Below are 21263 nucleotides of genomic sequence, written 5' to 3'. Positions count from 1 at the left end.
ACATTCTTTCCGAAGGTTCACGAGGTTGCCGGCCAGCGGCCGGCACTACCTCAGCGGCGGGCGGCTTCGCTCTTGTCGCGTGCGCTGCGGAACTCCGATTCCTTTTCCCACGTCGGCCAGCGGCGGCTGTTGGCCAGCTCGGCACCCAGGTCGTAGACCAGCAGGGTATCGGCGGCGTGGCCGCTCGGATCCCAGGTCGGGGTCCAGGCATCGCAGGCCTGGTGGTAGCAGTCGGCGAAGTACTTCTCGCGCAGCGCACGGCCGGCTTCAACACCGCCGTCCAGCTTGTCCAGGCCCGGGCCGATGGTGATCGCCGGCACGCCCAGGCGGGCGAAGGCGAAGTGGTCGGCGCGGTAGAAGAAGCCCGCTTCCAGGTTCGGGTCCGGGCTGTAGCTGCGGCCGCGGGCCTTGGCCACGCGTTCCAGATCGCCTTCCAGCGACACCCGGCCCTTGCCCCACGAAGCGATGTCGCGGGTCGGGCCATCCGGGCTGAACATTTCGATGTTCAGCACTGCGGCGGTCTTGTCCAGCGGCGCCAGCGGGTGCGCGGCGTAGTAGCTGGCGCCCAGCAGGCCCTTCTCTTCGGCGGTAAGGGCCACGAAGTACAGCGTGCGCTGCGGCTGCGGGCCGGCGGCGAACACGCGGCCCAGTTCCAGCACCGTGGCCACGCCAGTGGCGTTGTCGATCGCACCACGGCGGATGCGGTCGCCCTTGGCATCGGCCTGGCCGATACCGAACGCATCCCAGTGCGCGGAGAAGATCACGGCCTCGTCGGCGTGTTCACCACCGGGCAGCTTGGCCACCACGTTGCGGGTCACCACCTGCTCGCGCTTGAGCGCGAAATCCACGCTCAGCTTCGCGTTGTCCAGTGCCACCGGGCGGAAGTCGGCACGCATCGCCTTGCGCTTCTCAGCGTCGAAGTCGAGGCCGGCGTCGGCGAAGATCGCTTCGGCCAGCTCGCGCTGCATCCGGCCGCGCAGCGGCGTGTGCTGGGCCATCGCCTCGGCCTGACCGCGTTCGATGTCGAACAGCGGCGAGGTGCCCGAGCTCTTCACCGTGGCCCAGCCATACGCAGCCGGTGCAGTCTCGTGCACGATCAGCACGCCCTCGGCACCGCGGCGTGCGGCTTCCTCGAACTTGTAGGTCCAACGGCCGTAGTAGGTCACCGCCTTGCCATCAAATGCACCCGGCGCATCGGCTTCGAAATCGGCGTCGTTGATCAGCACCACCGCGATCTTGCCGTGCAGGTCCACGTCCTTGTAGTCGTTCCACTGCCGTTCCGGCGCGTCGATGCCGTAGCCGACGAATACCAGCGGCGCGTCCTTGATCTGCACGCGCTTGCGCGGCTGCAGGCTCTGCAGGGTCACGTCCACGCCGTTGGCCAGCGCGCGCTTGCCCTGCTTCAGCGACAGGCTGGCCTTGGCCGCGCCATCCAGCTGTGCGCGCACCAGCGGCACCGGCTGCACCCAGCTGCCGTCCACGCCGCCCGGCTGCAGGCCGTAGCTGCGGAACTGCTCGATCAGGTACTGCACCGTGCGCTCTTCACCCTCGGTGGCCGGTGCACGGCCCTCGAATTCATCCGACGCCAGCACGCGCACATGGCGCGACAGTGCCTGCGGATCGATGCCGCCACCCGGCAGGTCGTTGGCCGCATGGGCCAGGCCACCGACGAACAGGCAGGACGACAGCAGCAACACGCGCATCGGATTCACGGCAATACCACGGCTAGCTTGGAAGTCACCAGAGTGTAACGTGGTCGTGACACCGCGGCGCAGCCTGGGCCAACGTCATCCACGCATGGCGTGGATCTACTTGCTGATGCGATCCAGCCAGCAGGCCAGGCCTTGGGCGTTGAGTTCGATGTCCATCGCCAGAACAGCGGTCACCGCGGCATCGTCCAGCGCACAGCCATGCAGTTGTGCACGTTCCAGGTACAGCGCCTGCAGTGCGGCCAGCAGGCAGCGGTGGCGATCCGGTCGACCATCGCACTGGCGGCCGATGGCGGCCATCGCATCGATCTGCTCGAACAGGTCGTCGGCCAGTTTCTCCACCTGTTCCACACGACCGTAGTGGGTCAGGTACATCGCTTGCGGCGCGTAATCGAGCATGCGCCGGATCGAAGCCTTCATCGCTTCTGGATCGAACTGCACCGGCGACGAAGTCGGGAAGATGAAAGCACCCTGCGCACTGTCCAGCTCACGGTAGGAGATACCGAACGTATCGCCGGTGAACCAGCTGTGGCTGCGCGCATCCCACACGCAGTAGTGGTGCAGCGCGTGGCCCGGCGTATGCAACAGCACCAGTTCGCGGCCAGCCAGATCGATGCGGTGGCCGTCTTCGGCCACCACCACGCGCTGTTCAGGAATCGCCTCGATGCGACCATAGCTGCGCGCGATCTCTTCGGCGCCGTACACCGCGGTGGCGCCGGCAATCAGCCGGGTCGGATCGATCATGTGCGGCGCACCGCGCGGATGCAGCACCGCCTTCGCATTCGGCAGCTGCTGCATCAGCAGGCCTGCACCACCGGCGTGGTCCAGATGTACGTGCGTGAGCAGCAGCCAGTCCACTGCTTCCACGCCCAGACCGGCCTCCGCCAGCGCCTGCAGCATCGCCGGTACCGACAGGCCGGTGCCGCAGTCGACGAACGCGGCACGGCCGTTTTCAACGATCAGATACGCCGCGTCGAAATCCGGGCGCTGGAAACCGGTATCGATGGTGTGGATGCTGGGGTCGGCGGTCATTGGCACGCACCTGGCAGGATCGGGAACAGATACCCATGGTAGGCGCGCAGGCGGCCCGGGTTCGATGCGGCTTTGGTCGGGGGGCGCATGGCTTTGGCCGGATGGTGGCCTGGTAGAGTCGACTGTTAGTCGACTTGCGCGCGCAGCGCGGGTATTTCTCCACGTCTGACGGGAAAGCAGTCGACTAACAGTCGACTCTACCAGGAGCACGTTCAGCGGCGGCCATCATCACCGCCAGGTTCAGCGCAATGCGAACCGCGGCCGCAGCAGCAACGCCAGCACCAGCACTGCCAGGAAAGCTCCATAGGCATACAGCACCGCCAGCACCTGCGGCCAGATCGGGCCGGCGCCGGGCTGCACCAGGCCGATATGGTGGCCCCACAGCATCGCCAGGATGCTCAGCAGCAATGCCAATGCCAGGGCAGCACCATCGAACAGGCGCCGCCGCGCGCTACGCGGCTGGCGCGGGAACAGCCAGTACAGGCTGCCCAGCAACAGAAACCAGGGCAGGAACAGCAGCAGCGACAACCAGGCCATTGCAGACTCCATGTCATCGCGCCTGAGGCGCGCGGACATCATGCCATGGCCGCCGATTGCGGGTAGTGCCGGCCGCTGGCCGGCATTCCGCCCTCAACAGCGCCGACCAAGGTCGGCATCTACCGATCAGTCGGCGCGCAACACAGCCAATGCCGCCAGCACCGCATCCACCTCGGCTTCCAGCTTGAACAGCTCGCTCTGCAGCTGGTCGCCCTGCTCGGCCTGCTTGATCACCGCAATCAGCTGGCCGGCATCGCGCGGCGAATCGAAACCTTCGCTCTGGATCAGCAACGTGCCGTCACCGGCGGACAGCTTGAAGTAGAAACGGCCGTCCTTCTCGCGGTACTGCTTGAACAGCGGCGGTGCCACGCGGGCCACGCCAGCGTCCTCGCTGGCGATGTCGCCCGCGGTGGACAGGTCACGCAGGCCCACCGCATGGCGCAGCTCGTCCAGCAGCGGTGCCGCCAGCTGCTCGCGCAGCTGCTGGCCACGGCGCTTGAGCAGCGCCTCGATCTTCTCCGGCTCGGCCATCAGCGCGTTGTAGCGCTCGCGCAGCGGAGAAAGCTCGCTGTCGATGCGCTCGAACAGCTGCTGCTTGGCATCGCCCCAGCTGATGCCGGCGGCGAACGCCTTGGCGAATTCCGCGGTCTGTTCCGGGGTGGCGAACGCCTGGTACATCTGGAACAGCGCCGAGCCCTCGGTGTCCTTCGGCTCACCCGGTGCGCGCGAGTCGGTCAGGATCGAGAACACCAGCTTCTTCAGCTCCTCGCGCGGCACGAACAGCGGAATGGTGTTGTGGTAGCTCTTGCTCATCTTGCGGCCGTCGAGGCCGGCCAGCGTCGCCACCTGCTCGTCGATCACCACGTCCGGCAGCGGGAAGTACTCCTTGCCGTACACGTGGTTGAAGCGCTGGGCGAAATCGCGCGCCATCTCGATGTGCTGGATCTGGTCGCGGCCCACCGGCACCTGGTTGGCCTTGAAGATGAGGATGTCGGCGGCCATCAGCACCGGGTACATGAACAGGCCGGCGCTGACGCCCGCGTCCTCGTCCACGCCTTCCTCGCGGTTCTTGTCCACCGCCGCCTTGTAGGCGTGCGCGCGGTTGAGGATGCCCTTGCTGGCGATGGCGGTCAGGAACCACATCAGCTCGGTGGTCTCGCGGATGTCGCTCTGGCGGTAGAACCACACGTGTTCCGGGTCCAGGCCGCAGGCCAGCCAGCTGGCCGCGATCTCCAGGGTCGCGCGCTGGGTGCGCTGCGGGTCCTGGGACTTGATCAGGCTGTGCAGGTCGGCCAGGAAGAAGAAGCTCTCGATCCCCGGCGCGCGGCTGGCCGCAATGGCCGGACGGATGGCGCCAACGTAGTTGCCCAGGTGGGGCGTGCCGGAGGGGGTGATGCCGGTAAGGACTCGGGTCGTCATGACTGCGTGGGGTAACCTTCGATGAACGGGGCCAGTTTACCTTGCACGCCACCAACCCCGTCAGGGCCCGCGGCGCGTTCATTCACGCAACCCCGCTGGAGACGCCCGATGAAACGCCTGCTGCCCCTGCTGCTGATCCTGCCCCTGGCCGGCTTCCGCCCGGCTCCCATGCCCCCGCCGGTGTACGAGGGCGACCCCGTGCGCATGTCCCTGGTCGACCGCGACCGCGGTACCGAACTGCGCAGCTATCCCGCCGAGGGCCAGCGCTGGGTGGCTGGCGAGCGCGGTCACCGCTACGCCGTGCGCCTGTACAACGACAGCCCGCGCCGGGTGCTGGTGGTGCTGTCGGTGGACGGCGTCAACGCCATCTCCGGTGAGGATGCCGATCCCTCGCAGACCGGCTACGTGCTCAATCCCGGCCAGCGCGCCGACATCACCGGCTGGCGCAAGAGCCAGGACGAAGTGGCGCAATTCGTGTTCAGCAGCCCCAGCGGCAGCTATGCCAGCCGCACCGGCCGCCCGGACAACATCGGCGTGGTGGGCGTGGCGGTGTTCGAGGAGGCGCGCCGCTGGCGCCCCGAGCCGATCCTGCGCCGTGGCCTGCCGCTGCCGGCCCCGGCCGCGCAAGCCGAGGCTGCCGCTGATGCCAGTGCCAGCCGCATCGAGGGCTATGCCAGCAAGTCGCAGGCCCCTGCGCTGGGCACCGGCCACGGCGCTCGCGAACAATCGTCGGTACGCGATACCGACTTCGAACGCGCCAGCCGCAGCCCCGCCCAAGTCCTGCAGCTGCGCTACGACAGCGCCCGCAACCTGCGCGCACGCGGCATCCTGGTGGATTCACCCTCGCGCCTGCCGCGCGAGCCCCAGGCCTTCCCCAACCGCTACGTGCCGGACCCGCCGGCGCGCTGATCCTCCCGCCCAGACAACACAACGCCCGCAACCTCTCGGTGCGGGCGTTGTGTTGTGGGGGAAACCGAAGCGCTTACTTGTAGTCCGGGTAGTCCTTGCTGACGCTGTCCTGGAACTCACGGACTTCCTTCTCGGCGCGGTCCTTGGCCCAGCCATAACGTTCCTGCAGGCGACCGGCCAGATACTCGGCATTGCCCTCGGCCACATCGAAATCGTCGTTGGTCAGATCGCCCCACTTGGCCTGGGCCTTGCCCTTCAGCTGCGACCACTTGCCGGAAATGATGTCTTTGTTCATTGCTGGGAATCCTTGGCTGCAACGGCGTTCTTACCGTGGGTCCAGCTTCGCGCAGCAGCTGTTGGGTACCGGTCAACCGACCATGAAAACACTGCTCACTTGCTTGAATGGTTCACTACGCTTCGACATCACGCAGTGAAAAGCACGCACAAAAAAGGCCGGGGATGTCCCCGGCCCTTTCTCTTTCCGTTTCGTGCAGGGCTCAACGGCCCTTGGCGGTGTCTTCAACCTTTTCGCCCGCCTTCTGCACGTCCTTGCCGGCACCGGCAATGGTGTTGCAACCGGCCAGCAGGGCCACCGAGAACATCGACAACAGCATCAGGGCAACTACGCGCTTCATGGGCTTCTCCTTGGGTTCGCCGCTATACCGCTTCATTCGCGGATGGGATTCTTTCGCTCGGCGGGAGGGCACCAATGCCCACTGCCGCCGCGTGAAGTGCAATCTGGCGGCAGGGGCGTGGAGCGGGTGTGAACGGTTCGGCAATCCGTTCAGCAGGGGCGGTCAGTCGCGCATCAGGGTGGACTTGCCGAACAGGCTTTCGACCAGGTCAACGGCCAGTTCGGCGGTGGCATTCTGCTTGTCCAGCAAGGGGTTGAGCTCAACGATGTCCAGCGACCCCATGCGCCCGGTGTCGGCGATCATTTCCATCACCAGCTGCGCCTCACGGTAGTTCACCCCGCCCGGCACGGTGGTGCCCACGCCCGGTGCGATGCTGGGGTCGAGGAAGTCCACATCGAAGCTGACATGCAGGTGGGTGTTCTCGTCGATACCGGCCAGCGCCGCCTCCACGGTGCGCTTCATGCCGTTCTCGTCGATGTAGCGCATGTCATAGACATCCACCTTGTGGGTCTTGATCAGGCGCTTTTCTTCCGGGTCCACCGAGCGGATACCGATCTGGTGCATCTGCGACGGGGTGATCGCCGGTGCGCTGCCGCCGAGGTGGGTCAGCGCATCCGGGCCGAGGCCGCACAGGCAGGCCACCGGCATGCCGTGGATGTTGCCCGACGGGGTCACGTCACTGGTGTTGAAGTCCGAATGCGCATCCAGCCACAGCACGCGCAGGGTCTTGCCCTGCTCGCGGCACCAGCGCGCCACCGCAGTGATCGAACCGATGCCCAGGCAGTGGTCGCCGCCGAGCATGATCGGCATGCGCCCGGCCTGCAGTTCGGCATAGCTGGCTTCCATCAGCGCGTGGTTCCACGCCACCACTTCATCCAGGTGCCGGTAACCTTCCACCGGCGCGGTCCACGGGTTGCGCGGACCATCCAGATTGCCCAGGTCGCGCACGTCCACGCCACGCGCCTCCAGCGCCTCCGGCAGCCCAGCCACGCGCAGCGCTTCCGGCCCCAGCCGTGCACCGCGATGGCCCGCACCGACATCGGTGGGAACGCCAATCAGGGATACGGAAATGGGATGGGCCATGGGTGCCTCCTGCGGTGGGGAAAAAGAAGCACAGTCTAGCCAGAGCTGTGTGACACCACTCGCGGCGGTGCAGCAGGGCATTGGCATGGCATGATGCCGCGCGGACCCGACCGTCCTTCATGGAAGATTGCGATGTCGCCCTTCATCAATACCGCATGGCCACGCTTCTTCATGGGTGCGCTGCCCATTGCCGCTTTTGCGGTTCTGTTGAGCAGCTCGATCGATGCGTCGCCGAACCGCTGGCTGATGCAGGCGACGCTACTGCTGGTGCCGTTCTCGACCCTGGTATTCCTCGGGTTGGGTTGGCAGCGTCTGCGCAAAGCACACGCCGAACACCCGATTCTGAAAAGCGAGCTGCCCCGTGTGGCGACGGCGTTGATCGGCAACGTGAAGGTGGCGGCGCTATGGTTCGGCCTGACCTTCGTTGGTATGTTCGCCCTGATGCTGGCGTGGGTGTTGCTGTATAGGTCCTGCGGCTGAAGCCTGCCCCAGCCCGCTGCGCGCTCAGCTTCCGCGGTGGCGAACAGGCGTCACGCTCTGCACCTGGCCGTTGTTGCGCATCATGCACAGGAAGCGGCCATCGGGATAATCGATGATCAACTCCTGATAATCGCTGCCCACCGGTAGCTGAGTCACCAGCGTGCCTTGCGCACCCTTGCGCATATTGCAGGAACCCAGCGCGGTATCCCCCGCCGGCGCGCTGTTGGCCGCCTTGGACACATTGCGGAAGACCGCACGGCAGCCACCATTCACCCACACCGAATGCCGCGACAGGCCCCAGTTCTGGCCTTGTTCGCAGCGGGTGTGGCTGAGCTGGCGCACGATTTCCACGTTGCCACGGGTATCCATGTCGCACGACACCTGCTGCTGGCCGGTGGATTCGCAGGTGACTTCGCGCGGCAGCGCCGCGTCGTTGTCGTCATCGTGGCGACGGTGGTCGCGATGTTCAGACGGTACGGGCGTTCCACTGGCACTGACCTGGCAGATGCCATTGGCGCCGCCTCGGCCGGTATAGCTGATCTGCGGCGTGCCGTCCTCGTTGCTGCTGATCGACAGCGTGATGCCGCTGTTGGCATCGCGCGCTTCGGAATAGCGGTCGTTGAAGCGTTTCACCGTGGCCTCGCGGCCCTGCACGTAGACCGGACCGCCTTCGTCGGCGTGCACGTCGATGCCGCCTGGGCAGCTGGCGTTGAAGAACGGTACCGCAGCCATGGCCGGGGCCACGCAGGTGGTGGACAAAAGTGCGACGGTGAGCGACAGGGCATGGCGACGCATGTGCGGATCCCGAAGGGGCCCAGGGTGGGCGTGTGGCGGCAGTATGCGGTGGGGCGTTGCGGGCTGTCCGTGAGGAATATCAAGATCCAGGCGGCGCGCATGGGGATTCATGTCTGATAGGGTGTTCTGGAAGCCCTGCCGGGGAAGTTAAGCCGGCTTTACTTTCTGGGCCTTAAAGGGCCGTGCGACAGCAATGACGCACCAGAATTCGTCGTTGGTTGCAGTCCTGCGCGATATGTCGCTTCTGGCATTGCCATGGTCGAAACGGGCCAATTGCGATAATTCATTTTCCCTTTCAGATCACCCGATGCCATCGAAACAAACGACTGGCAGGCGGTGATTTCACGTGCGCATGATGAATCGCCACCTGCAAAGGTGGTCGGGACTTCCAAGCCTGTGTTGTCAACGATGTATACGCTTGCCAGCCGGCGTCGTCCTCCCAAGTACGGCGCCGGCTGGCAATCCGTTCGCCGATCGACGGCGGGCGGTGCGTGGGGGCCTCGTGCCCGCCGATTCGTTGACCCGGTCTTGGAAGCCACGCATCGCCCGCCACCCTCTTCGGGTGGCGCCTCTGTTCCCGACGAGGATGCCCGCATGCCCAAGACTCATCACCCGTACCTGACTGCCACCCTGGGCGAGGCGGCCCTGCGCCTGCCGCCCGAACTGGCGCAGCCATTGGAGGCCGCTTTCGCTGCCGCCAACGAGGCGCCTGCGCCGATCAACCTGCCCGGCTGCCTGCAGCGCATCCAGGCCGGTGACGCCGCCGATGGACAACCATGGCAGGGGCCGGCAGGCACACCTGGCGACGCGGTGGCCGCCGCACGCAGGGATCGCGCCGCGGTTGGCCTGGTATCGCTGCTGGAGCTGTACCACGCCGCAGAGCGCGTGCGCGTGGACGGGGAAGAGAAGGACGATATCGGCGATGGCACGCGCGAGGGACTGATGCTGGCCTGCCGGGGGCTGGCGGAGTATGTGGCGTTGCAGGTGGTTAGGGCTCAATAATGCGGAACATTCAGATCCCCGTTGCACAGGTTCACAACGTCACTGCCGTGGCTATCGAATCGAGCAGACCCGCTTCTGGAATGAGCACACCTTATCCAAACCTGAAACCTGTTCTCGTTGAGCTACGGCTGGACGAAGTGGATTCGCGCGGCTGCGCTGTTGCCGAGTTGATCGCCTCCACCGCGCGCCCCATGGCGCTCTCCATGAGTCCCCGACTCACGTGGTACAGCTTCGTCTTGAATGACAGAACCATGACCCGGATCCGTCCCGGCACTCGGACGAACTGCACGATCTCATTCATCAACCATGACGGTGCGAAGGAGGCATTCCCCTATGGCACATTGGCCGCCTTCGGAGACGGATCGTCGACAAGAGGGTTGATCCGCATCATCCGGTTTGATTGAAACTGTTCGCGCCAGACTACCGGGAGTTCGAAAGACGGGATTGTGTCAACCACCCCTCGCCGCACGTGTGCATGGAGATGTAGTAAACAACAGGAGATGCGGGTGCACCTTGAGCACCCGCACCTTTGGGAGAAGCGATGAAAGGAGTCATCCTCGCCGCATTCGCCGCCTCCATCCTGGCAGGCTGCGCCGCAACAATTGGATTGCCACAAGGCATCCCTCCGGATGGCTACACCGAGCTGGTGTCCACGCCTCTCGGTCCATTCCGCTACTTCCGATCCCTGTCCACTGTTCCGGGGCGCAAGGACCTGCCCGCTCTGGAATCGGTTCACTGCGCCAACACCCAGCACGAAATCCTGCTCTTGATGGCTGCAGGAACACAGATTGACGTTGCCGATACCTGCATGCGCATTGATGCAGCAGCGAAATTCTCCGAATCATGGATAGAAGCAAAGGCGAACAGATACCGGATCCTTCTCGCGCCAACGGATACCGCGGCGACGATACAGTCGCGTACTTTTGGATCGTTCTCGGGTGGAAAGACGTTGGCACTTGCGGCTTCGATACATGACGACCGCGAACGGACGGTTGCGAACCTTGTCGATCTGGTCGCACACGAGACATTCCATGCGCTAGGTCATGCCACAAGGCACCCTCAGGCGCTTGATGAACGCATCGCCTACTACGCCGGACTCTGCGCACAGCTTCAGGTAAATGGCGTTGTTCGAGAGGATTCGCTACCTGGAGCCGCCATCGGCACGGACGACGCTGCAGTGCAGCTGTCTTCGCAAGCGGCCTATCGCGTCCGTCTCGAGACCTATCCCCTTCTCGCTGATGGCGGCATTCAACTCAAGGAGCAATCCGGCGAACGTATGCTCCAACGTTGCAGTCAACTCAAAAGGGGCATTGCGGTGCCACGGTGAACTTGCCTGCAGGCTCCCATTCTTCCCCAGAACGGCAACGCACAAAAAAACCCGCCATTGCAGCAGGTTGATTGTTCTCCGTGGACATGTGCGGATGCCAAGGGATCGAAGATGGTGCCGCTTATCCGAATCGAACGGATGACCTACTGTTTACAAGACAGTTGCTCTACCAACTGAGCTAAAGCGGCATGGGTGGTGCACCGGCGGCAGCGCCGCGGTCCGGGGATTCTAGCGCAACCTTGCGCATTCCAGCGACCGGCTCTGTGCCGCGCCGCTTCGCTGTTGGGCCTGGGCCGGCTGCGCGCCCGCGGCCAGCTGCCCTTCCAGCCACCACTGGCCGGCGTCGCCGCTGGCCACCAGGCGCGGCTGGAAGCCGGCGGCCTGCACCGCCGCCATGCGGCGCTCGGCGCCTTCGCGGTTGCGGTACTGGCCCAGCGCCACGGCGTTGATGTCCTCGCCCTGGCTGATGATGTAGTAGTCGCTCAGGCCGGCGGCGACGATGCGCTTCACCGTGGCCTGGGCTTCGTCGCGGTTGGCGGCGGCCGGCAGCATCACCCGGAAACGGGCGCTGCCGCTGGCGGCGGGCTGTTCGCGCAGGCGTACCTGGCTGATGACATTGCCGGCCTTGCCCTGCGCGCTGGTCGCGGCGGCGCGGTCGGCGAACGGGCCCAGCGCGACGCAGCGCGGCGGTTCGGCAGCCACGGGCTGGGTTGCGGGTTTTTCCGGTGCCGGTACGGGTGCAGGCGGTGTTGCCGGCTTGGCTGCGGCCGCAACCGGCGTAGCCTCAGCCACCTGTGGCTTGGCAATCTCCGGCTTGGCCGGGGCGGCGGGCGCCGGCGTGGCAGCCACAGCCGTCTTCTCCACCGGCTCGCGCTCCGTCAACGGCGCGGTCGGGGCGGCAGCGGTGGCCTCGGCAGCCGCAGCGGCATCCACACCACCGGGCACCCAGCGCAGCTCGGCCACGCCAGCGGGTTGCGGCGGCGGCGCAGGCTTCTGCGGCGCATCGCGCAGCAGCCACCAGCAGGCGACGCCAAGATTGAGGATGGCCAGTACGACGATCAGGGCACGGGTCAGCATGCGCGGATACTAGCCTGCGGGCTGGTGCACCGCCCAGCGGGCGAGGCCATCCAGCACCAGCGAGGGGTGGTAGTCGGCGCCGGGCAGCAGCGGCATCAGCGCTGGTGCGCCACCGCCGTGCACCAGCAGCGACGGTGCCACGCCCAGCAGCGTGTGCGCCTGCTGTGCGCTGCGTTCGATCAGCGCCACCGCGGCGCCATCGCAACCGGAAGCCAGCGCATCGGCGGTGTCGTTGGCGAATTCGCTGTAGTCACCGCCCGTGGCCGGCAGCTGCACCGCGCGGGCGTGCAGCGCTTCGCGCATGGTGGTGGGCGATGCGGAAATGCGGCCACCGTGGTGCTGGCCGTCGGCGTCGAGCAGATCAATCGTCAGTGCGGTGCCCACGCCGACCACCAGCACCGGGCGCTGCGCCTTGGCCGCGGCCAGCAGGGCCAGGAAGCGGTCGACGCCGAACTTCTCCGGCTTGGCATAGGCGATGCGCACACCGGCGCATTCGGCGCTGGTGCGTACCACGTGTACGTGTTCGAAGCGGCGCTGCAGCTGGTCCAGCATGGCGCTGGTCAGCGACGGTGCGGCCACGCTGGCCACGAACGCGGTGCGGCCGCTGGGCAGGCTGTGTGGCGGCTGCCCGGCCATGCCTTCGGCGCCATGCGCCCAGGCCTGCACATCGCCGGCACGGTCACCTTGCAACGGCGCGAACTTGAAGCGCGAGTTGCCGAGGTCGAACAACCAATCGCTCATGCCGCCCTCACACTGACTTCGCCGGCGTGCAGCAGGCGCTCGCGGCCATCGATGCGCACGCGCAGCGCGCCGTCATCGGCCAGGCCGAGCGCGGTGCCGTGCTGCCACTGCCCTTCCAGTTCCACCCGTACTTCGCGGCCGGCCAGCATGTCGAACGCGGCGTAGCGCGGCAGGAACGGAGCGAGACCTTCGCGATCGAATTCTTCCAGCGCCGGTAGCAGGCGCGTCAGCACGGCAGCGACGACCACGTTGCGGTCCACCGGCTTGCCGGCCAGCGTGTCCAGGTCCACCCACGGCTGGGTGATCTGCTCGGCGAACGACGGCGGCATGTGCGTGTTGATGCCGATGCCGATCACCGCGCGCGCCGGACCAGCGTATTCGCCACCGCCTTCTGCGAGCAGGCCGACCAGCTTGCGCTTGCCATCGACGATCAGGTCATTCGGCCACTTCAGCTGCGCCTGGGTGTAGCCCAGGTCGTGCAGCGCTTCGGCCACGGCGATGCCGGCCACCAGGCTCAGCCCGGCCAGGCGGCCGAGGCCGCCGGAGAACAGGCGCAGCACCGACAGGTAGATATGCGCGGCCAGCGGCGACGCCCACGTACGGCCGCGACGGCCGCGGCCGCCGGTCTGGCGTTCGGCCAGCAGGACGCTCACCCCGCGCTGGGGCGCGCTGCAACGCAGCAATTCGGCGTTGGTCGAGTCCACTGTCCAGGCCACCTGCAGGTCGTGCAGCAGGGCCTGGACGTCGGCAGGCAGGCCCGCGCGGATCGCGTCCGGGTCCAGCAGGTCGACCGGGCGGGTCAGGCCATAGCCCTCGCCAGCGCGGCCCTCGATGTCCACACCGGCGGCCCTAAGTCCTTGAATACGCTTCCAAATGGCCGCCCGGGTCTGACCCAGCTCACGGGCCAGGGCGTCGCCGGACAGGCGACCGGCAGCGAGTTTGGCCAGCAATTGGCGATCGTCCACGGCAGCTTCCACGAAGTCAGAAAGGAATTATGCGGGAAAGCCGCCAGCGACGCCCGCCACCGGGTGACCACAGGGGCTTCCAACCTGGCGCCGGGTTCGGGCTAGAATCGGGAACTCACCTTCCCTTAACGTGGATGTCGTCAATGCGCCGTTATGCCCATTGCCTGATCCTGCTGACGATGCCCTTCGCGGCGTCTGCGACGGCAGCGCTGGACGACAGCCGTGGGGCATGCGTGTCCTCCAATGGCGACGCCGCCTCGCAGCGCGCGCCCACCGCCAGCGCTGCGGCCGCCAGCACCAAGGCGGCACCGGTACGCCCGGCGGCCAGCACCACCACCGGCGGCGGTGGCAGCGACGACGACATGCTGCCGCGCATCCGCGCGCCGAAGTGGCACAGCTACCTGCCGGGAATGTTCCGCTGATCAAGTCGTTGCTGCAGTGGCTGCGGCCATCGCCGCGGCCGATTGACGATGCACTTTGGGAAGACGCCTGCCAATGCGCGGCGTGGCTGCACGGCCTGGATGACGGGCGTCGTGGGCGACTGCGGCTGCTGGCCACGCGCTTCCTGCACGAGAAGACCATCACCCCGATCGGCGATCTGCAGTTGCAGGCCGGCGATGGCGTGCTGCTGGCCGCGCTGTGCTGCCTGCCGCTGCTGGAGTTCGGCGAGGTGGGACTGGAAGGCTGGTCGCAGCTGATCGTCTACCCCGACGCGTTCCGCGTGCACCGCAGCCACCTGGATGCGGCCGGCGTACTGCATGAGTGGGATGACGAACTGATTGGCGAATCGTGGGACAGCGGTCCGTTGATCCTGTCCTGGGCCGATGTGCAGGCCGACCTGGCCGCGCCGCACGAGGGCTACTGCGTGGCGGTGCACGAGATGGTGCACAAGCTGGATGCGCTGGATGGCGCGATGGACGGCACGCCGCCGCTGCCGCGGCAATGGCAGCGCGAGTGGGCGGCTACGTTCCAGCAGGCTTACGATGCCTTCTGTGCGCAGGTGGACGCGGGTGTGGAAACGCTGATCGATCCGTACGCGGCCGAAGCGCCGGAAGAGTTCTTCGCGGTAGCCAGCGAGTATCACTTCTCGGCGCCGGATCTGCTGCAGCAGGCATTGCCGGAGGTGGCCGCGCAGCTGCGGCGGTTCTATGGCGAGCCGCCGACGATGGTCGGCTGATTCACTACCGCAGCTTATGTAGAGCCGAGCCATGCTCGGCTGCATTCTGCGGAGCAGTCGAGCATGGCTCGACTCTACACAAGGCTACGGCCCCGGCGGCAGGCGCACTTCGAAACGGGCGCCGCCCAGTTCCTCGGAGCGGCCCACAGCCAGTTCACCACGGTAATCCTTGATCAGGTCCTGCACGATCGACAGGCCGATGCCGTGGCCCTGCACGCGCTCGTCGCCACGCACGCCACGCTGCAGCACCTTGCCGATGTCGTCCGGGGCGATGCCGGGGCCATCGTCGTCCACCGCCAGCAACAGGCCGGCACGGCGCGCGTTCGGTGCCGGCAGCGGCTGCGCGGTCAGCAGCACGCGGCGGTTGGCCCACTTGAAGGCGTTTTCCAGCAGGTTGCCGAGCAGTTCCTGCAGGTCGCCCGGTTCGCCATGGAAGCGCGCGGCCGGGTCGATGTCGAATTCGCACAGCACACCCTTGGAGGCGTAGACCTTCTCCAGGCCACGCACGATTTCCTCGGCGTTGGATTCGATCGGCAGCGGTGCGGAGAACAGCTTGTGGCCCGACGAAGCAGCACGTGCCAGCTGGTACGAGACCAGGTTGTTCATGCGCTGCAGCTGCACATCCAGCTCCTCGCGCAGCGCGCCATCGCCGGCACCGCTGTCCATCTGCGTGCGCAGCACCGCGATCGGTGTCTTCAGGCTGTGCGCCAGGTCGGCCAGGGTATTGCGCTGGCGTTCGAGGTTCTCGCGCTCGCTTTCGATGAAGGCGTTGATGCTGTCGGTCAGCGGTTCCAGCTCGCGCGGGTGGCGCTCGCTCATGCGCGCGGTCTCGCCACGCTGCACCTTGGTCAGCTCGGTGATCACGCGGCGCAGGGGCCGAAGGCTCCACTGCAGGATGACGGTCTGCAGCAGCAACAGGATCAGGCCGATACCGCCCAGGTAGAACCAGACCCGGCCACGGAACACCCGCAGCTGTGCACCCAGCGCGCGCGAGTCTTCCATCACGTAGATGGTGTACGGAAACTCGGTGGCAGGGTCGGCGTCTGCGTCCCACACCAGGCCCAGGCCATAGCGGTACACCGAGCCCTGGCTGCCGTCGATCTGGATCATCGGCAGCGGGCCTTCGAACACTTCCTGGCGCGGCGCCAGCAGGCCACCGCCCACGGTGGGCAGCATCGGGCCTTCGGCGGACATCGAATTGCCCTTGCCGTGCGGCATCACAACCTGCAGGTACAGGCCGCTGCCCGGCACGTCGAAGCGTGAATCCGGCGGCTGCTCGCGGATGTACAGCGAGCGGTCGCGGGTGAAGTCGATGCCGGCCGCATAGGCCGTGGCGTAGTTCTTCAGGCGCTCACGCAGGTTCGCCTTCGCCGTATCGGCGAAGGCGGCGTCGAGCGCGTAACCGGCCAGCGCCAGGAACGCGACCAGACCCACGGACGCAGCAAGCATCTGGCGCGCCTGCAGGGAGCGCGGCCGCCAGCGTCGGAAGAACCACAGACGGCCGGACATCATGGTATCGCCAGGGTGAGCCGGCTCAGCCCTCGTTGCGCGGAATCGCGAAACGGTAGCCGCGGCCGCGCACGGTTTCGATCGGCTTCAGCTCGCCATCCGGGTCCAGCTTCTTGCGCAGGCGGCCGATGAAGACCTCCAGCACGTTCGAGTCGCGGTCGAAGTCCTGCTGGTAGATGTGCTCGGTGAGGTCGGCCTTGGAGACCAGTTCACCGGCGTGCATCATCAGGTACTCCAGCACCTTGTACTCGTAGCTGGTGAGGTCGACATTGCTGCCGGCCACGCTGACCGTCTGCGCAGCCAGGTCCAGGGCAACCGGGCCGCATTCCAGCGTCGGCTTGCTCCAGCCAGCGGCGCGGCGCAGCAGCGCGTTGACGCGGGCCAGCAGCTCTTCGACGTGGAACGGCTTGACCAGGTAGTCGTCGGCACCCTGCTTCAGGCCCTCGACCTTGTCCTGCCAGCTCGAACGCGCGGTCAGGATCAGCACCGGGAACTTCTTGCCTTCGTCACGCAGGGCCTTGATCAGCTCCATGCCCGACATCTTGGGCAGGCCGAGGTCGATGATGCCGACATCGAACGGAACTTCGCGCCCCATGTAGAGGCCTTCCTCGCCGTCCTGCGCAGCATCGACGGCAAAGCCTTCGCGCTTGAGCCGGGCTGCCAGGGTCTCACGCAGCGGGGCTTCGTCTTCGACCAGAAGGATACGCATGAACTCTCCCTAGTGTCCTGGGTGTGGCCCGGAGGCCTGTGGGGTACGGGTTGATAGCGACAACTATCCCTGTTCAGGGGTTATCGCCGCGTAGTGATGACATATCCGACCGCGGCGTGCGCGGCTGTGAACGCGACGGGGCGGGGTCGTCCATGTAGCGGACCCGGCCCCGATCGTCCATGTACTTCACCCGGTTGATATCACGACCATCGAACGGCACGCGCTCGGCGCCGAGGATGTGGCCGCCGGTGGTGCGCTGCACGCGGCGCACGGCATCGGACAGCGACCGCTCGTCGCCACGGTTGCCACGCTCGCCCCGCTCCATCATCTCCGCCCGCGCCTGCTCGCCACGCGGCGGCTGTTGCGCCAGCGCCGAAGACAGCGGCACAGCCGACAGGACCACGCAGGTGGCCAGGGCAATGCGGCGATGGAAGGGAACGGAAGACATCGATGCGATCCTAGCCGAGCACGGCGATTCGTTCAAAAGTCGTAAATCCGGCGCCGGGTTCGAAACCCAGCGTTTTACAAATCTTTTGCAAATTCTTGGTTTACAGCGGTGAATCCGGTCTGAACTTTTCCGGCCTTGACCTCGCGTTGTTCAGCTAAGTGAACATTCGGGACGAATCGCCGCCCCTTGTCAAGTCAGGAATGTGACAAGCATCACGCTGCGGCGCGATCGGATTCGCGCTCGGTGACCGCCAGCGCCTGTTCGATCAGGCTCCAGCCGGCGCCCGGGCGATGTGCGCCCTCGCTCAGCACCTGGCGGAATGCGCGACCACCGGGCTCGCCGTGGAACAGGCCGAGCAGGTGGCGGGTGATGTGCTTCAGCGCCAGGCCTTCGCCCAGCCGCGCCTCGATGTAGGGGCGCATCGCGCGCAGCAGCTCGCCACGGGCCTGCAGCGGGGCGCCGGTGTGCAGCGCCTCCAGCTGATGCAGCAGGTAGGGGTCGTGGTAGGCCGCACGCCCCAGCATCACGCCATCGACGTGCGCGGCCTGCGCCTGTACCGCCTCGATGCTGGCCAGGCCACCGTTGATCACCACCGGCAGTGCCGGGCGCTCCTGCTTCAGGCGGTAGGCCCAGTCGTACTTCAGCGGCGGAACCTCGCGGTTCTCCTTCGGCGACAGGCCCTTCAGCCACGCGTTGCGCGCATGCACCACCACCATCGCCGCACCAGCGGCAACCTGGCGGTCGACGAAGCTGGCAAACACGTCGTAGTCGTTGTCCTCGTCCACGCCCAGGCGGCACTTCACCGTTACCGGGATGTCGACCGCATCGACCATGGCCGCCACGCACTCGGCCACCAGCACCGGCTCGCGCATCAGGCAGGCGCCGAAACGCCCGGCCTGCACGCGGTCGGACGGGCAGCCGCAGTTGAGGTTGACCTCGTCGTATCCCCACTCGGCGGCGATGCGCGCAGCCTGCGCCAGCAGAGCCGGATCGCTGCCGCCCAGCTGCAGCGCCAGCGGCTGTTCGCTGCGGTCGAAGCCGAGCAGGCGCTCGCGGTCGCCGTGGATGACCGCGTTGGCGTGAACCATCTCCGTGTACAGGCGCGCACCCGGCGCCAGCACGCGATGGAACACGCGGCAATGGCGGTCGGTCCAGTCCATCATCGGGGCAACGGACAGGCGCAGGGAATCGGCGTAACGGGCGGTGGCGGACGTCATCGGGGCGTTGATCGTGGAGACTGGCATTGCCAGTGAGATCAATAGTTTACACCGCTCGGCTGAATGCGCCCGGTCAGTCGCGCGGCAAGCGCCGGTTGGGCCAGGTTCCCGCTGGCGGCCGGGGCGGGCTGGGCGGCGGCAGCGGACGCTTCCTGCCCTCGGGGAGCTTGGGGTTTGCGTTCTCCTTGGATACGACCAGCTGGTCCAGCGCAGTACGCCACGCATTGACGCAGATGCCAATTGAACGGTGTATCCTTTTGGATACGATTTGTGGATGGCGACCCTCCAGGCAACAGAGACGTTCACGCGCTGGCTGCGCGGGCTCAACGACAGCGGCGCCCGAGCAGTGATCGTGGAACGCCTGCAGCGGGTCTCCCGCGGTCTCGAGGGAGATGTTCGATCAGTGGGTCATGGCGTGAGCGAACTGCGAATCAACCATGGGCCGGGATATCGCGTGTATTTCACACGTCGCGGAAGATCCATCGTCGTACTCCTGCACGGTGGCGACAAGTCGAGCCAGCGTCGCGATATCGAAAAAGCGGTCAGGCTCGCGGATCTGCTGTAGCCACCATTTGATTCCATGCCGTTGCCAGGACTCTCCCCATGAGCAAGCTGAAGACGATTCCCTTCGATCCCGCAGACTATCTGGATGATGACGTCGCAATCGCCACCTATCTGAGCGAGGCCTTGGCAGCAGGTGATGCGGGCCACTTCCAGGAGGCGCTCGGAACTGTTGCGCGCGCCCGCGGCATGGGCGGCGTTGCCGAGGTCTCTGGTCTTGGACGCGAGAGCCTGTACAAGGCGCTGCGTCCCGGAGCACACCCACGCTTCGATACCGTGCAGCGGGTACTGTCAGCGCTCGGGGTGCATCTCATCGTGCAAGCCGACAAGCAACCCGCTGGCACCGCCTGATCGCTGCCGCTGCGCCCGCCGGGCATGGCCCGGCGCTACCAGCATGCCCTACGCGATCAATGCCCCCCGCGCGCGCCCCCGACCTGCTCGATCAGCGTCTGGCTGGCCGCATTGAGCCCCACCACCGTCACCTCCGCACCATGCGCGGCCAGCTTTTCCTGCGCCCGCTCCAGCGCGGCCACAGCAGTCAGATCCCACAGGTGGGCATCGCGCAGGTCAATCTGCACCTTCGGCGCCACGTGCTGGTAATCAAACGCCGCGCCCAGCTGGCCGGCTGAAGCAAAGAACACCTGCCCACGCACGCGGTAGACCTGGGTATCGACGGTGTCGTCGCGCTGCACATCCAGCATGCGGCCGACCTTGCGTGCGAAGAACAGCGCCGACAACAGCACGCCGCTCAACACGCCCTTGGCCAGATCGTGGGTAGCCACGGTGACCACCACGGTCAGCAGCATCACCGCAGACGAGCTACGCGGATGCGTGCGCAGGTCGCGCAGCGAGCGCCAGCTGAAGGTGCCGATGCTGACCATGATCATCACCGCCACCAACGCAGCCATCGGGATCTGCCGCACCAGGTCGCTGCCATACACCACCAGCACCAGCAGGAACACGCCGGCCACCAGGCAGGACAGACGGCCACGTCCACCGGAGGTCACGTTGATCACCGACTGGCCGATCATCGCGCAGCCAGCCATGCCGCCGAGGAAACCGGTAACCGTATTCGCCACGCCCTGGCCGACACACTCGCGATTGCGTTCGCTCGGCGTCTCGGTGATGTCCTCGACAATCTGCAGGGTCATCATCGACTCAAGCAATCCGACCACGGCCAGCGTGGCCGACACCGGCAGCAGGATGCGCAGCGTCTCCCAGCTGAGCGGCACATCAGGCAGCAGGAAATGCGGCAGGCTGTCGGGCAGCTGGCCCATGTCGCCGACGCTGCGCACGTCCACGCCGAAGCCGATCACCACGGCGGTAAGCACCACAATGGCCACCAACGGCGACGGCACCGCGCGGGTGAGGCGCGGCAGCAGGTAGATGATCGCCAGCGCGGCGGCGCACAGCACGTAGACCGTAGGGCCGCGGCCAATCAGTTCCGGCATCTGCGCGAGGAAGATCAGGATCGCCAGCGCGTTGACGAAGCCGGTGATGACCGAACGCGAGACGAAGCGCATCAGCGAGCCGAGCTTGAACACGCCGGCCAGCACCTGCAGCAACCCGGCCAGGATGCTGGCGGCGAACAGGTACTGCAGGCCGTGATCCTTGACCAGGTCGACCATCACCAGCGCCATTGCACCGGTAGCGGCGGAAATCATGCCGGGGCGGCCACCCGCGATGGCGGTGATGACGGCAATCGAGAACGCGGCATACAGGCCGACCTTGGGGTCGACGCCGGCGATGAGCGAGAAAGCGATGGCCTCGGGAATCAGGGCCAGGGCGACGACGATGCCGGACAGCAGGTCGCCACGGATGTTGCCGAGCCATTGCTGGCGCAGGGGATAGGACGTTTGCATGGGAAAACTCCGCGCGCAGGCGGGCGTGGCCGCATGGCGCTGCAGTGGAAAGACACGGGTTCCTGAGCC

25 protein-coding genes and 1 tRNA gene are annotated in these 21263 nt (G+C 66.4%); 9 read left to right on the top strand and 17 right to left on the bottom strand.

Going from position 1 to position 21263, the window contains the following annotated elements:
* Window positions 1-50 precede the first annotated feature (50 nt).
* From ACW5IY_RS01220 to ACW5IY_RS01205, 4 genes are all read right to left on the bottom strand, one after another.
* Window positions 51-1703 carry a M28 family metallopeptidase gene (locus tag ACW5IY_RS01220; protein WP_049435522.1) on the bottom strand — a complete coding sequence of 551 codons (1653 nt, stop codon included), beginning with the start codon at window positions 1701-1703 and terminating at the stop codon, window positions 51-53.
* Between the two features lie 105 nt (window positions 1704-1808).
* A complete protein-coding gene (locus ACW5IY_RS01215; RefSeq protein WP_049435521.1) occupies window positions 1809-2741 on the bottom strand; it encodes an MBL fold metallo-hydrolase in 933 nt (310 codons plus the stop codon).
* 240 nt (window positions 2742-2981) lie between these two features.
* Complete coding sequence (locus tag ACW5IY_RS01210) at window positions 2982-3278, bottom strand: hypothetical protein (RefSeq protein WP_049435520.1); 297 nt, start codon at window positions 3276-3278, stop codon at window positions 2982-2984.
* A 126-nt stretch (window positions 3279-3404) separates the two neighbouring features.
* Window positions 3405-4697: a tryptophan--tRNA ligase gene (locus tag ACW5IY_RS01205; RefSeq protein ID WP_049435519.1), complete on the bottom strand. Its 1293-nt coding sequence runs from the start codon at window positions 4695-4697 to the stop codon at window positions 3405-3407.
* A 108-nt stretch (window positions 4698-4805) separates the two neighbouring features.
* Here ACW5IY_RS01205 and ACW5IY_RS01200 point away from each other — a divergent pair, with 108 nt between their 5' ends.
* A complete protein-coding gene (locus tag ACW5IY_RS01200) occupies window positions 4806-5606 on the top strand; it encodes a hypothetical protein (RefSeq protein WP_049435517.1) in 801 nt (266 codons plus the stop codon).
* Window positions 5607-5679: 73 nt separating this feature from the next.
* Here the strand turns inward: ACW5IY_RS01200 and ACW5IY_RS01195 are convergent, their stop codons facing one another.
* The 3 genes from ACW5IY_RS01195 to rocF form a co-directional block, all read right to left on the bottom strand.
* A complete protein-coding gene (locus ACW5IY_RS01195) occupies window positions 5680-5901 on the bottom strand; it encodes a CsbD family protein (protein WP_004137109.1) in 222 nt (73 codons plus the stop codon).
* Window positions 5902-6103: 202 nt separating this feature from the next.
* Window positions 6104-6241, bottom strand: coding sequence for an entericidin A/B family lipoprotein (locus ACW5IY_RS01190; protein WP_008266021.1), 138 nt, complete (start codon window positions 6239-6241; stop codon window positions 6104-6106).
* Between the two features lie 162 nt (window positions 6242-6403).
* The gene (rocF, locus tag ACW5IY_RS01185; protein ID WP_049435516.1) at window positions 6404-7324 is read right to left on the bottom strand and encodes an arginase; all 921 of its coding nucleotides are present in this window, start codon (window positions 7322-7324) and stop codon (window positions 6404-6406) included.
* 132 nt (window positions 7325-7456) lie between these two features.
* On the opposite strand from rocF, the gene ACW5IY_RS01180 reads away from it, so the two are divergent.
* On the top strand, window positions 7457-7804 hold the full coding sequence (locus ACW5IY_RS01180; RefSeq protein WP_010486978.1) for a hypothetical protein: 348 nt from the start codon (window positions 7457-7459) through the stop codon (window positions 7802-7804).
* A 24-nt stretch (window positions 7805-7828) separates the two neighbouring features.
* On the opposite strand, the gene ACW5IY_RS01175 is transcribed toward ACW5IY_RS01180, so the two are convergent.
* Window positions 7829-8599: a DUF3011 domain-containing protein gene (locus ACW5IY_RS01175; protein WP_049435514.1), complete on the bottom strand. Its 771-nt coding sequence runs from the start codon at window positions 8597-8599 to the stop codon at window positions 7829-7831.
* Between the two features lie 594 nt (window positions 8600-9193).
* Here ACW5IY_RS01175 and ACW5IY_RS01170 point away from each other — a divergent pair.
* From ACW5IY_RS01170 to ACW5IY_RS01160, 3 genes are all read left to right on the top strand, one after another.
* Complete coding sequence (locus ACW5IY_RS01170; RefSeq protein ID WP_049409956.1) at window positions 9194-9601, top strand: hypothetical protein; 408 nt, start codon at window positions 9194-9196, stop codon at window positions 9599-9601.
* Between the two features lie 80 nt (window positions 9602-9681).
* Window positions 9682-10005: a hypothetical protein gene (locus ACW5IY_RS01165; RefSeq protein ID WP_049410078.1), complete on the top strand. Its 324-nt coding sequence runs from the start codon at window positions 9682-9684 to the stop codon at window positions 10003-10005.
* A 137-nt stretch (window positions 10006-10142) separates the two neighbouring features.
* Entirely contained in the window at window positions 10143-10928 is a 786-nt protein-coding gene (locus tag ACW5IY_RS01160; RefSeq protein WP_049435513.1) for a hypothetical protein, read from the top strand.
* A gap of 112 nt (window positions 10929-11040) precedes the next feature.
* On the opposite strand, the gene ACW5IY_RS01155 is transcribed toward ACW5IY_RS01160, so the two are convergent.
* From ACW5IY_RS01155 to birA, 4 genes are all read right to left on the bottom strand, one after another.
* A tRNA-Thr gene (locus ACW5IY_RS01155) sits at window positions 11041-11116 on the bottom strand.
* A 40-nt stretch (window positions 11117-11156) separates the two neighbouring features.
* On the bottom strand, window positions 11157-12005 hold the full coding sequence (locus tag ACW5IY_RS01150) for an SPOR domain-containing protein (protein ID WP_049435512.1): 849 nt from the start codon (window positions 12003-12005) through the stop codon (window positions 11157-11159).
* Window positions 12006-12014: 9 nt separating this feature from the next.
* A complete protein-coding gene (locus ACW5IY_RS01145; protein ID WP_049435511.1) occupies window positions 12015-12746 on the bottom strand; it encodes a type III pantothenate kinase in 732 nt (243 codons plus the stop codon).
* Window positions 12743-13711: a bifunctional biotin--[acetyl-CoA-carboxylase] ligase/biotin operon repressor BirA gene (birA, locus tag ACW5IY_RS01140; RefSeq protein ID WP_049435509.1), complete on the bottom strand. Its 969-nt coding sequence runs from the start codon at window positions 13709-13711 to the stop codon at window positions 12743-12745. Before birA ends, ACW5IY_RS01145 begins: the two co-directional genes overlap by 4 nt.
* Window positions 13712-13854: 143 nt before the next feature.
* Here birA and ACW5IY_RS01135 point away from each other — a divergent pair, with 143 nt between their 5' ends.
* Together ACW5IY_RS01135 and ACW5IY_RS01130 are read left to right on the top strand one after the other, a co-directional pair.
* Window positions 13855-14133 carry a hypothetical protein gene (locus ACW5IY_RS01135; RefSeq protein ID WP_049435508.1) on the top strand — a complete coding sequence of 93 codons (279 nt, stop codon included), beginning with the start codon at window positions 13855-13857 and terminating at the stop codon, window positions 14131-14133.
* A complete protein-coding gene (locus tag ACW5IY_RS01130; RefSeq protein ID WP_162838406.1) occupies window positions 14100-14888 on the top strand; it encodes a M90 family metallopeptidase in 789 nt (262 codons plus the stop codon). The genes ACW5IY_RS01135 and ACW5IY_RS01130 overlap by 34 nt, the downstream gene beginning before the upstream one ends.
* 84 nt (window positions 14889-14972) lie before the next feature.
* Here ACW5IY_RS01130 and ACW5IY_RS01125 read toward each other — a convergent pair whose 3' ends face one another.
* The 4 genes from ACW5IY_RS01125 to dusA all read right to left on the bottom strand — a co-directional run bounded on the left by ACW5IY_RS01125 (window position 14973) and on the right by dusA (window position 18798).
* Complete coding sequence (locus ACW5IY_RS01125; protein ID WP_032128221.1) at window positions 14973-16397, bottom strand: ATP-binding protein; 1425 nt, start codon at window positions 16395-16397, stop codon at window positions 14973-14975.
* Window positions 16398-16422: 25 nt separating this feature from the next.
* Window positions 16423-17106, bottom strand: a complete 684-nt coding sequence (locus ACW5IY_RS01120; protein WP_004136763.1) for a response regulator transcription factor — start codon at window positions 17104-17106, stop codon at window positions 16423-16425.
* 73 nt (window positions 17107-17179) lie between these two features.
* Window positions 17180-17554: a hypothetical protein gene (locus ACW5IY_RS01115; protein ID WP_049435506.1), complete on the bottom strand. Its 375-nt coding sequence runs from the start codon at window positions 17552-17554 to the stop codon at window positions 17180-17182.
* Between the two features lie 212 nt (window positions 17555-17766).
* A complete protein-coding gene (dusA, locus tag ACW5IY_RS01110; protein WP_049435505.1) occupies window positions 17767-18798 on the bottom strand; it encodes a tRNA dihydrouridine(20/20a) synthase DusA in 1032 nt (343 codons plus the stop codon).
* Window positions 18799-19045: 247 nt separating this feature from the next.
* Between dusA and ACW5IY_RS01105 the strand changes: the two genes are divergently transcribed.
* Together ACW5IY_RS01105 and ACW5IY_RS01100 are read left to right on the top strand one after the other, a co-directional pair.
* Complete coding sequence (locus ACW5IY_RS01105; RefSeq protein WP_019337795.1) at window positions 19046-19336, top strand: type II toxin-antitoxin system RelE/ParE family toxin; 291 nt, start codon at window positions 19046-19048, stop codon at window positions 19334-19336.
* A 38-nt stretch (window positions 19337-19374) separates the two neighbouring features.
* Window positions 19375-19683 carry an addiction module antidote protein gene (locus ACW5IY_RS01100; RefSeq protein ID WP_004136660.1) on the top strand — a complete coding sequence of 103 codons (309 nt, stop codon included), beginning with the start codon at window positions 19375-19377 and terminating at the stop codon, window positions 19681-19683.
* A 56-nt stretch (window positions 19684-19739) separates the two neighbouring features.
* On the opposite strand, the gene ACW5IY_RS01095 is transcribed toward ACW5IY_RS01100, so the two are convergent.
* Window positions 19740-21194: a SulP family inorganic anion transporter gene (locus ACW5IY_RS01095; RefSeq protein ID WP_049435504.1), complete on the bottom strand. Its 1455-nt coding sequence runs from the start codon at window positions 21192-21194 to the stop codon at window positions 19740-19742.
* Between the last annotated feature and the right edge of the window lie 69 nt (window positions 21195-21263).

Source organism: Stenotrophomonas sp. C-A, from assembly GCF_054030835.1.
Note: the sequence above shows the minus strand (reverse complement) of the source record. Positions and strands in the feature narration are given on the sequence as shown.

What these genes read in the sequence shown, in the direction of transcription:
- ACW5IY_RS01220 (WP_049435522.1), bottom strand. Translation starts at nt 1,703, where the DNA reads ATGCGCGTGTTGCTGCTGTCGTCCTGCCTGTTCGTCGGTGGCCTGGCC.
- ACW5IY_RS01215 (WP_049435521.1), bottom strand. Translation starts at nt 2,741, where the DNA reads ATGACCGCCGACCCCAGCATCCACACCATCGATACCGGTTTCCAGCGC.
- ACW5IY_RS01210 (WP_049435520.1), bottom strand. Translation starts at nt 3,278, where the DNA reads ATGGCCTGGTTGTCGCTGCTGCTGTTCCTGCCCTGGTTTCTGTTGCTG.
- ACW5IY_RS01205 (WP_049435519.1), bottom strand. Translation starts at nt 4,697, where the DNA reads ATGACGACCCGAGTCCTTACCGGCATCACCCCCTCCGGCACGCCCCAC.
- ACW5IY_RS01200 (WP_049435517.1), top strand. Translation starts at nt 4,806, where the DNA reads ATGAAACGCCTGCTGCCCCTGCTGCTGATCCTGCCCCTGGCCGGCTTC.
- ACW5IY_RS01195 (WP_004137109.1), bottom strand. Translation starts at nt 5,901, where the DNA reads ATGAACAAAGACATCATTTCCGGCAAGTGGTCGCAGCTGAAGGGCAAG.
- ACW5IY_RS01190 (WP_008266021.1), bottom strand. Translation starts at nt 6,241, where the DNA reads ATGAAGCGCGTAGTTGCCCTGATGCTGTTGTCGATGTTCTCGGTGGCC.
- rocF (WP_049435516.1), bottom strand. Translation starts at nt 7,324, where the DNA reads ATGGCCCATCCCATTTCCGTATCCCTGATTGGCGTTCCCACCGATGTC.
- ACW5IY_RS01180 (WP_010486978.1), top strand. Translation starts at nt 7,457, where the DNA reads ATGTCGCCCTTCATCAATACCGCATGGCCACGCTTCTTCATGGGTGCG.
- ACW5IY_RS01175 (WP_049435514.1), bottom strand. Translation starts at nt 8,599, where the DNA reads ATGCGTCGCCATGCCCTGTCGCTCACCGTCGCACTTTTGTCCACCACC.
- ACW5IY_RS01170 (WP_049409956.1), top strand. Translation starts at nt 9,194, where the DNA reads ATGCCCAAGACTCATCACCCGTACCTGACTGCCACCCTGGGCGAGGCG.
- ACW5IY_RS01165 (WP_049410078.1), top strand. Translation starts at nt 9,682, where the DNA reads ATGAGCACACCTTATCCAAACCTGAAACCTGTTCTCGTTGAGCTACGG.
- ACW5IY_RS01160 (WP_049435513.1), top strand. Translation starts at nt 10,143, where the DNA reads ATGAAAGGAGTCATCCTCGCCGCATTCGCCGCCTCCATCCTGGCAGGC.
- ACW5IY_RS01150 (WP_049435512.1), bottom strand. Translation starts at nt 12,005, where the DNA reads ATGCTGACCCGTGCCCTGATCGTCGTACTGGCCATCCTCAATCTTGGC.
- ACW5IY_RS01145 (WP_049435511.1), bottom strand. Translation starts at nt 12,746, where the DNA reads ATGAGCGATTGGTTGTTCGACCTCGGCAACTCGCGCTTCAAGTTCGCG.
- ACW5IY_RS01135 (WP_049435508.1), top strand. Translation starts at nt 13,855, where the DNA reads ATGCGCCGTTATGCCCATTGCCTGATCCTGCTGACGATGCCCTTCGCG.
- ACW5IY_RS01125 (WP_032128221.1), bottom strand. Translation starts at nt 16,397, where the DNA reads ATGTCCGGCCGTCTGTGGTTCTTCCGACGCTGGCGGCCGCGCTCCCTG.
- ACW5IY_RS01120 (WP_004136763.1), bottom strand. Translation starts at nt 17,106, where the DNA reads ATGCGTATCCTTCTGGTCGAAGACGAAGCCCCGCTGCGTGAGACCCTG.
- ACW5IY_RS01115 (WP_049435506.1), bottom strand. Translation starts at nt 17,554, where the DNA reads ATGTCTTCCGTTCCCTTCCATCGCCGCATTGCCCTGGCCACCTGCGTG.
- dusA (WP_049435505.1), bottom strand. Translation starts at nt 18,798, where the DNA reads ATGCCAGTCTCCACGATCAACGCCCCGATGACGTCCGCCACCGCCCGT.
- ACW5IY_RS01105 (WP_019337795.1), top strand. Translation starts at nt 19,046, where the DNA reads ATGGCGACCCTCCAGGCAACAGAGACGTTCACGCGCTGGCTGCGCGGG.
- ACW5IY_RS01100 (WP_004136660.1), top strand. Translation starts at nt 19,375, where the DNA reads ATGAGCAAGCTGAAGACGATTCCCTTCGATCCCGCAGACTATCTGGAT.
- ACW5IY_RS01095 (WP_049435504.1), bottom strand. Translation starts at nt 21,194, where the DNA reads ATGCAAACGTCCTATCCCCTGCGCCAGCAATGGCTCGGCAACATCCGT.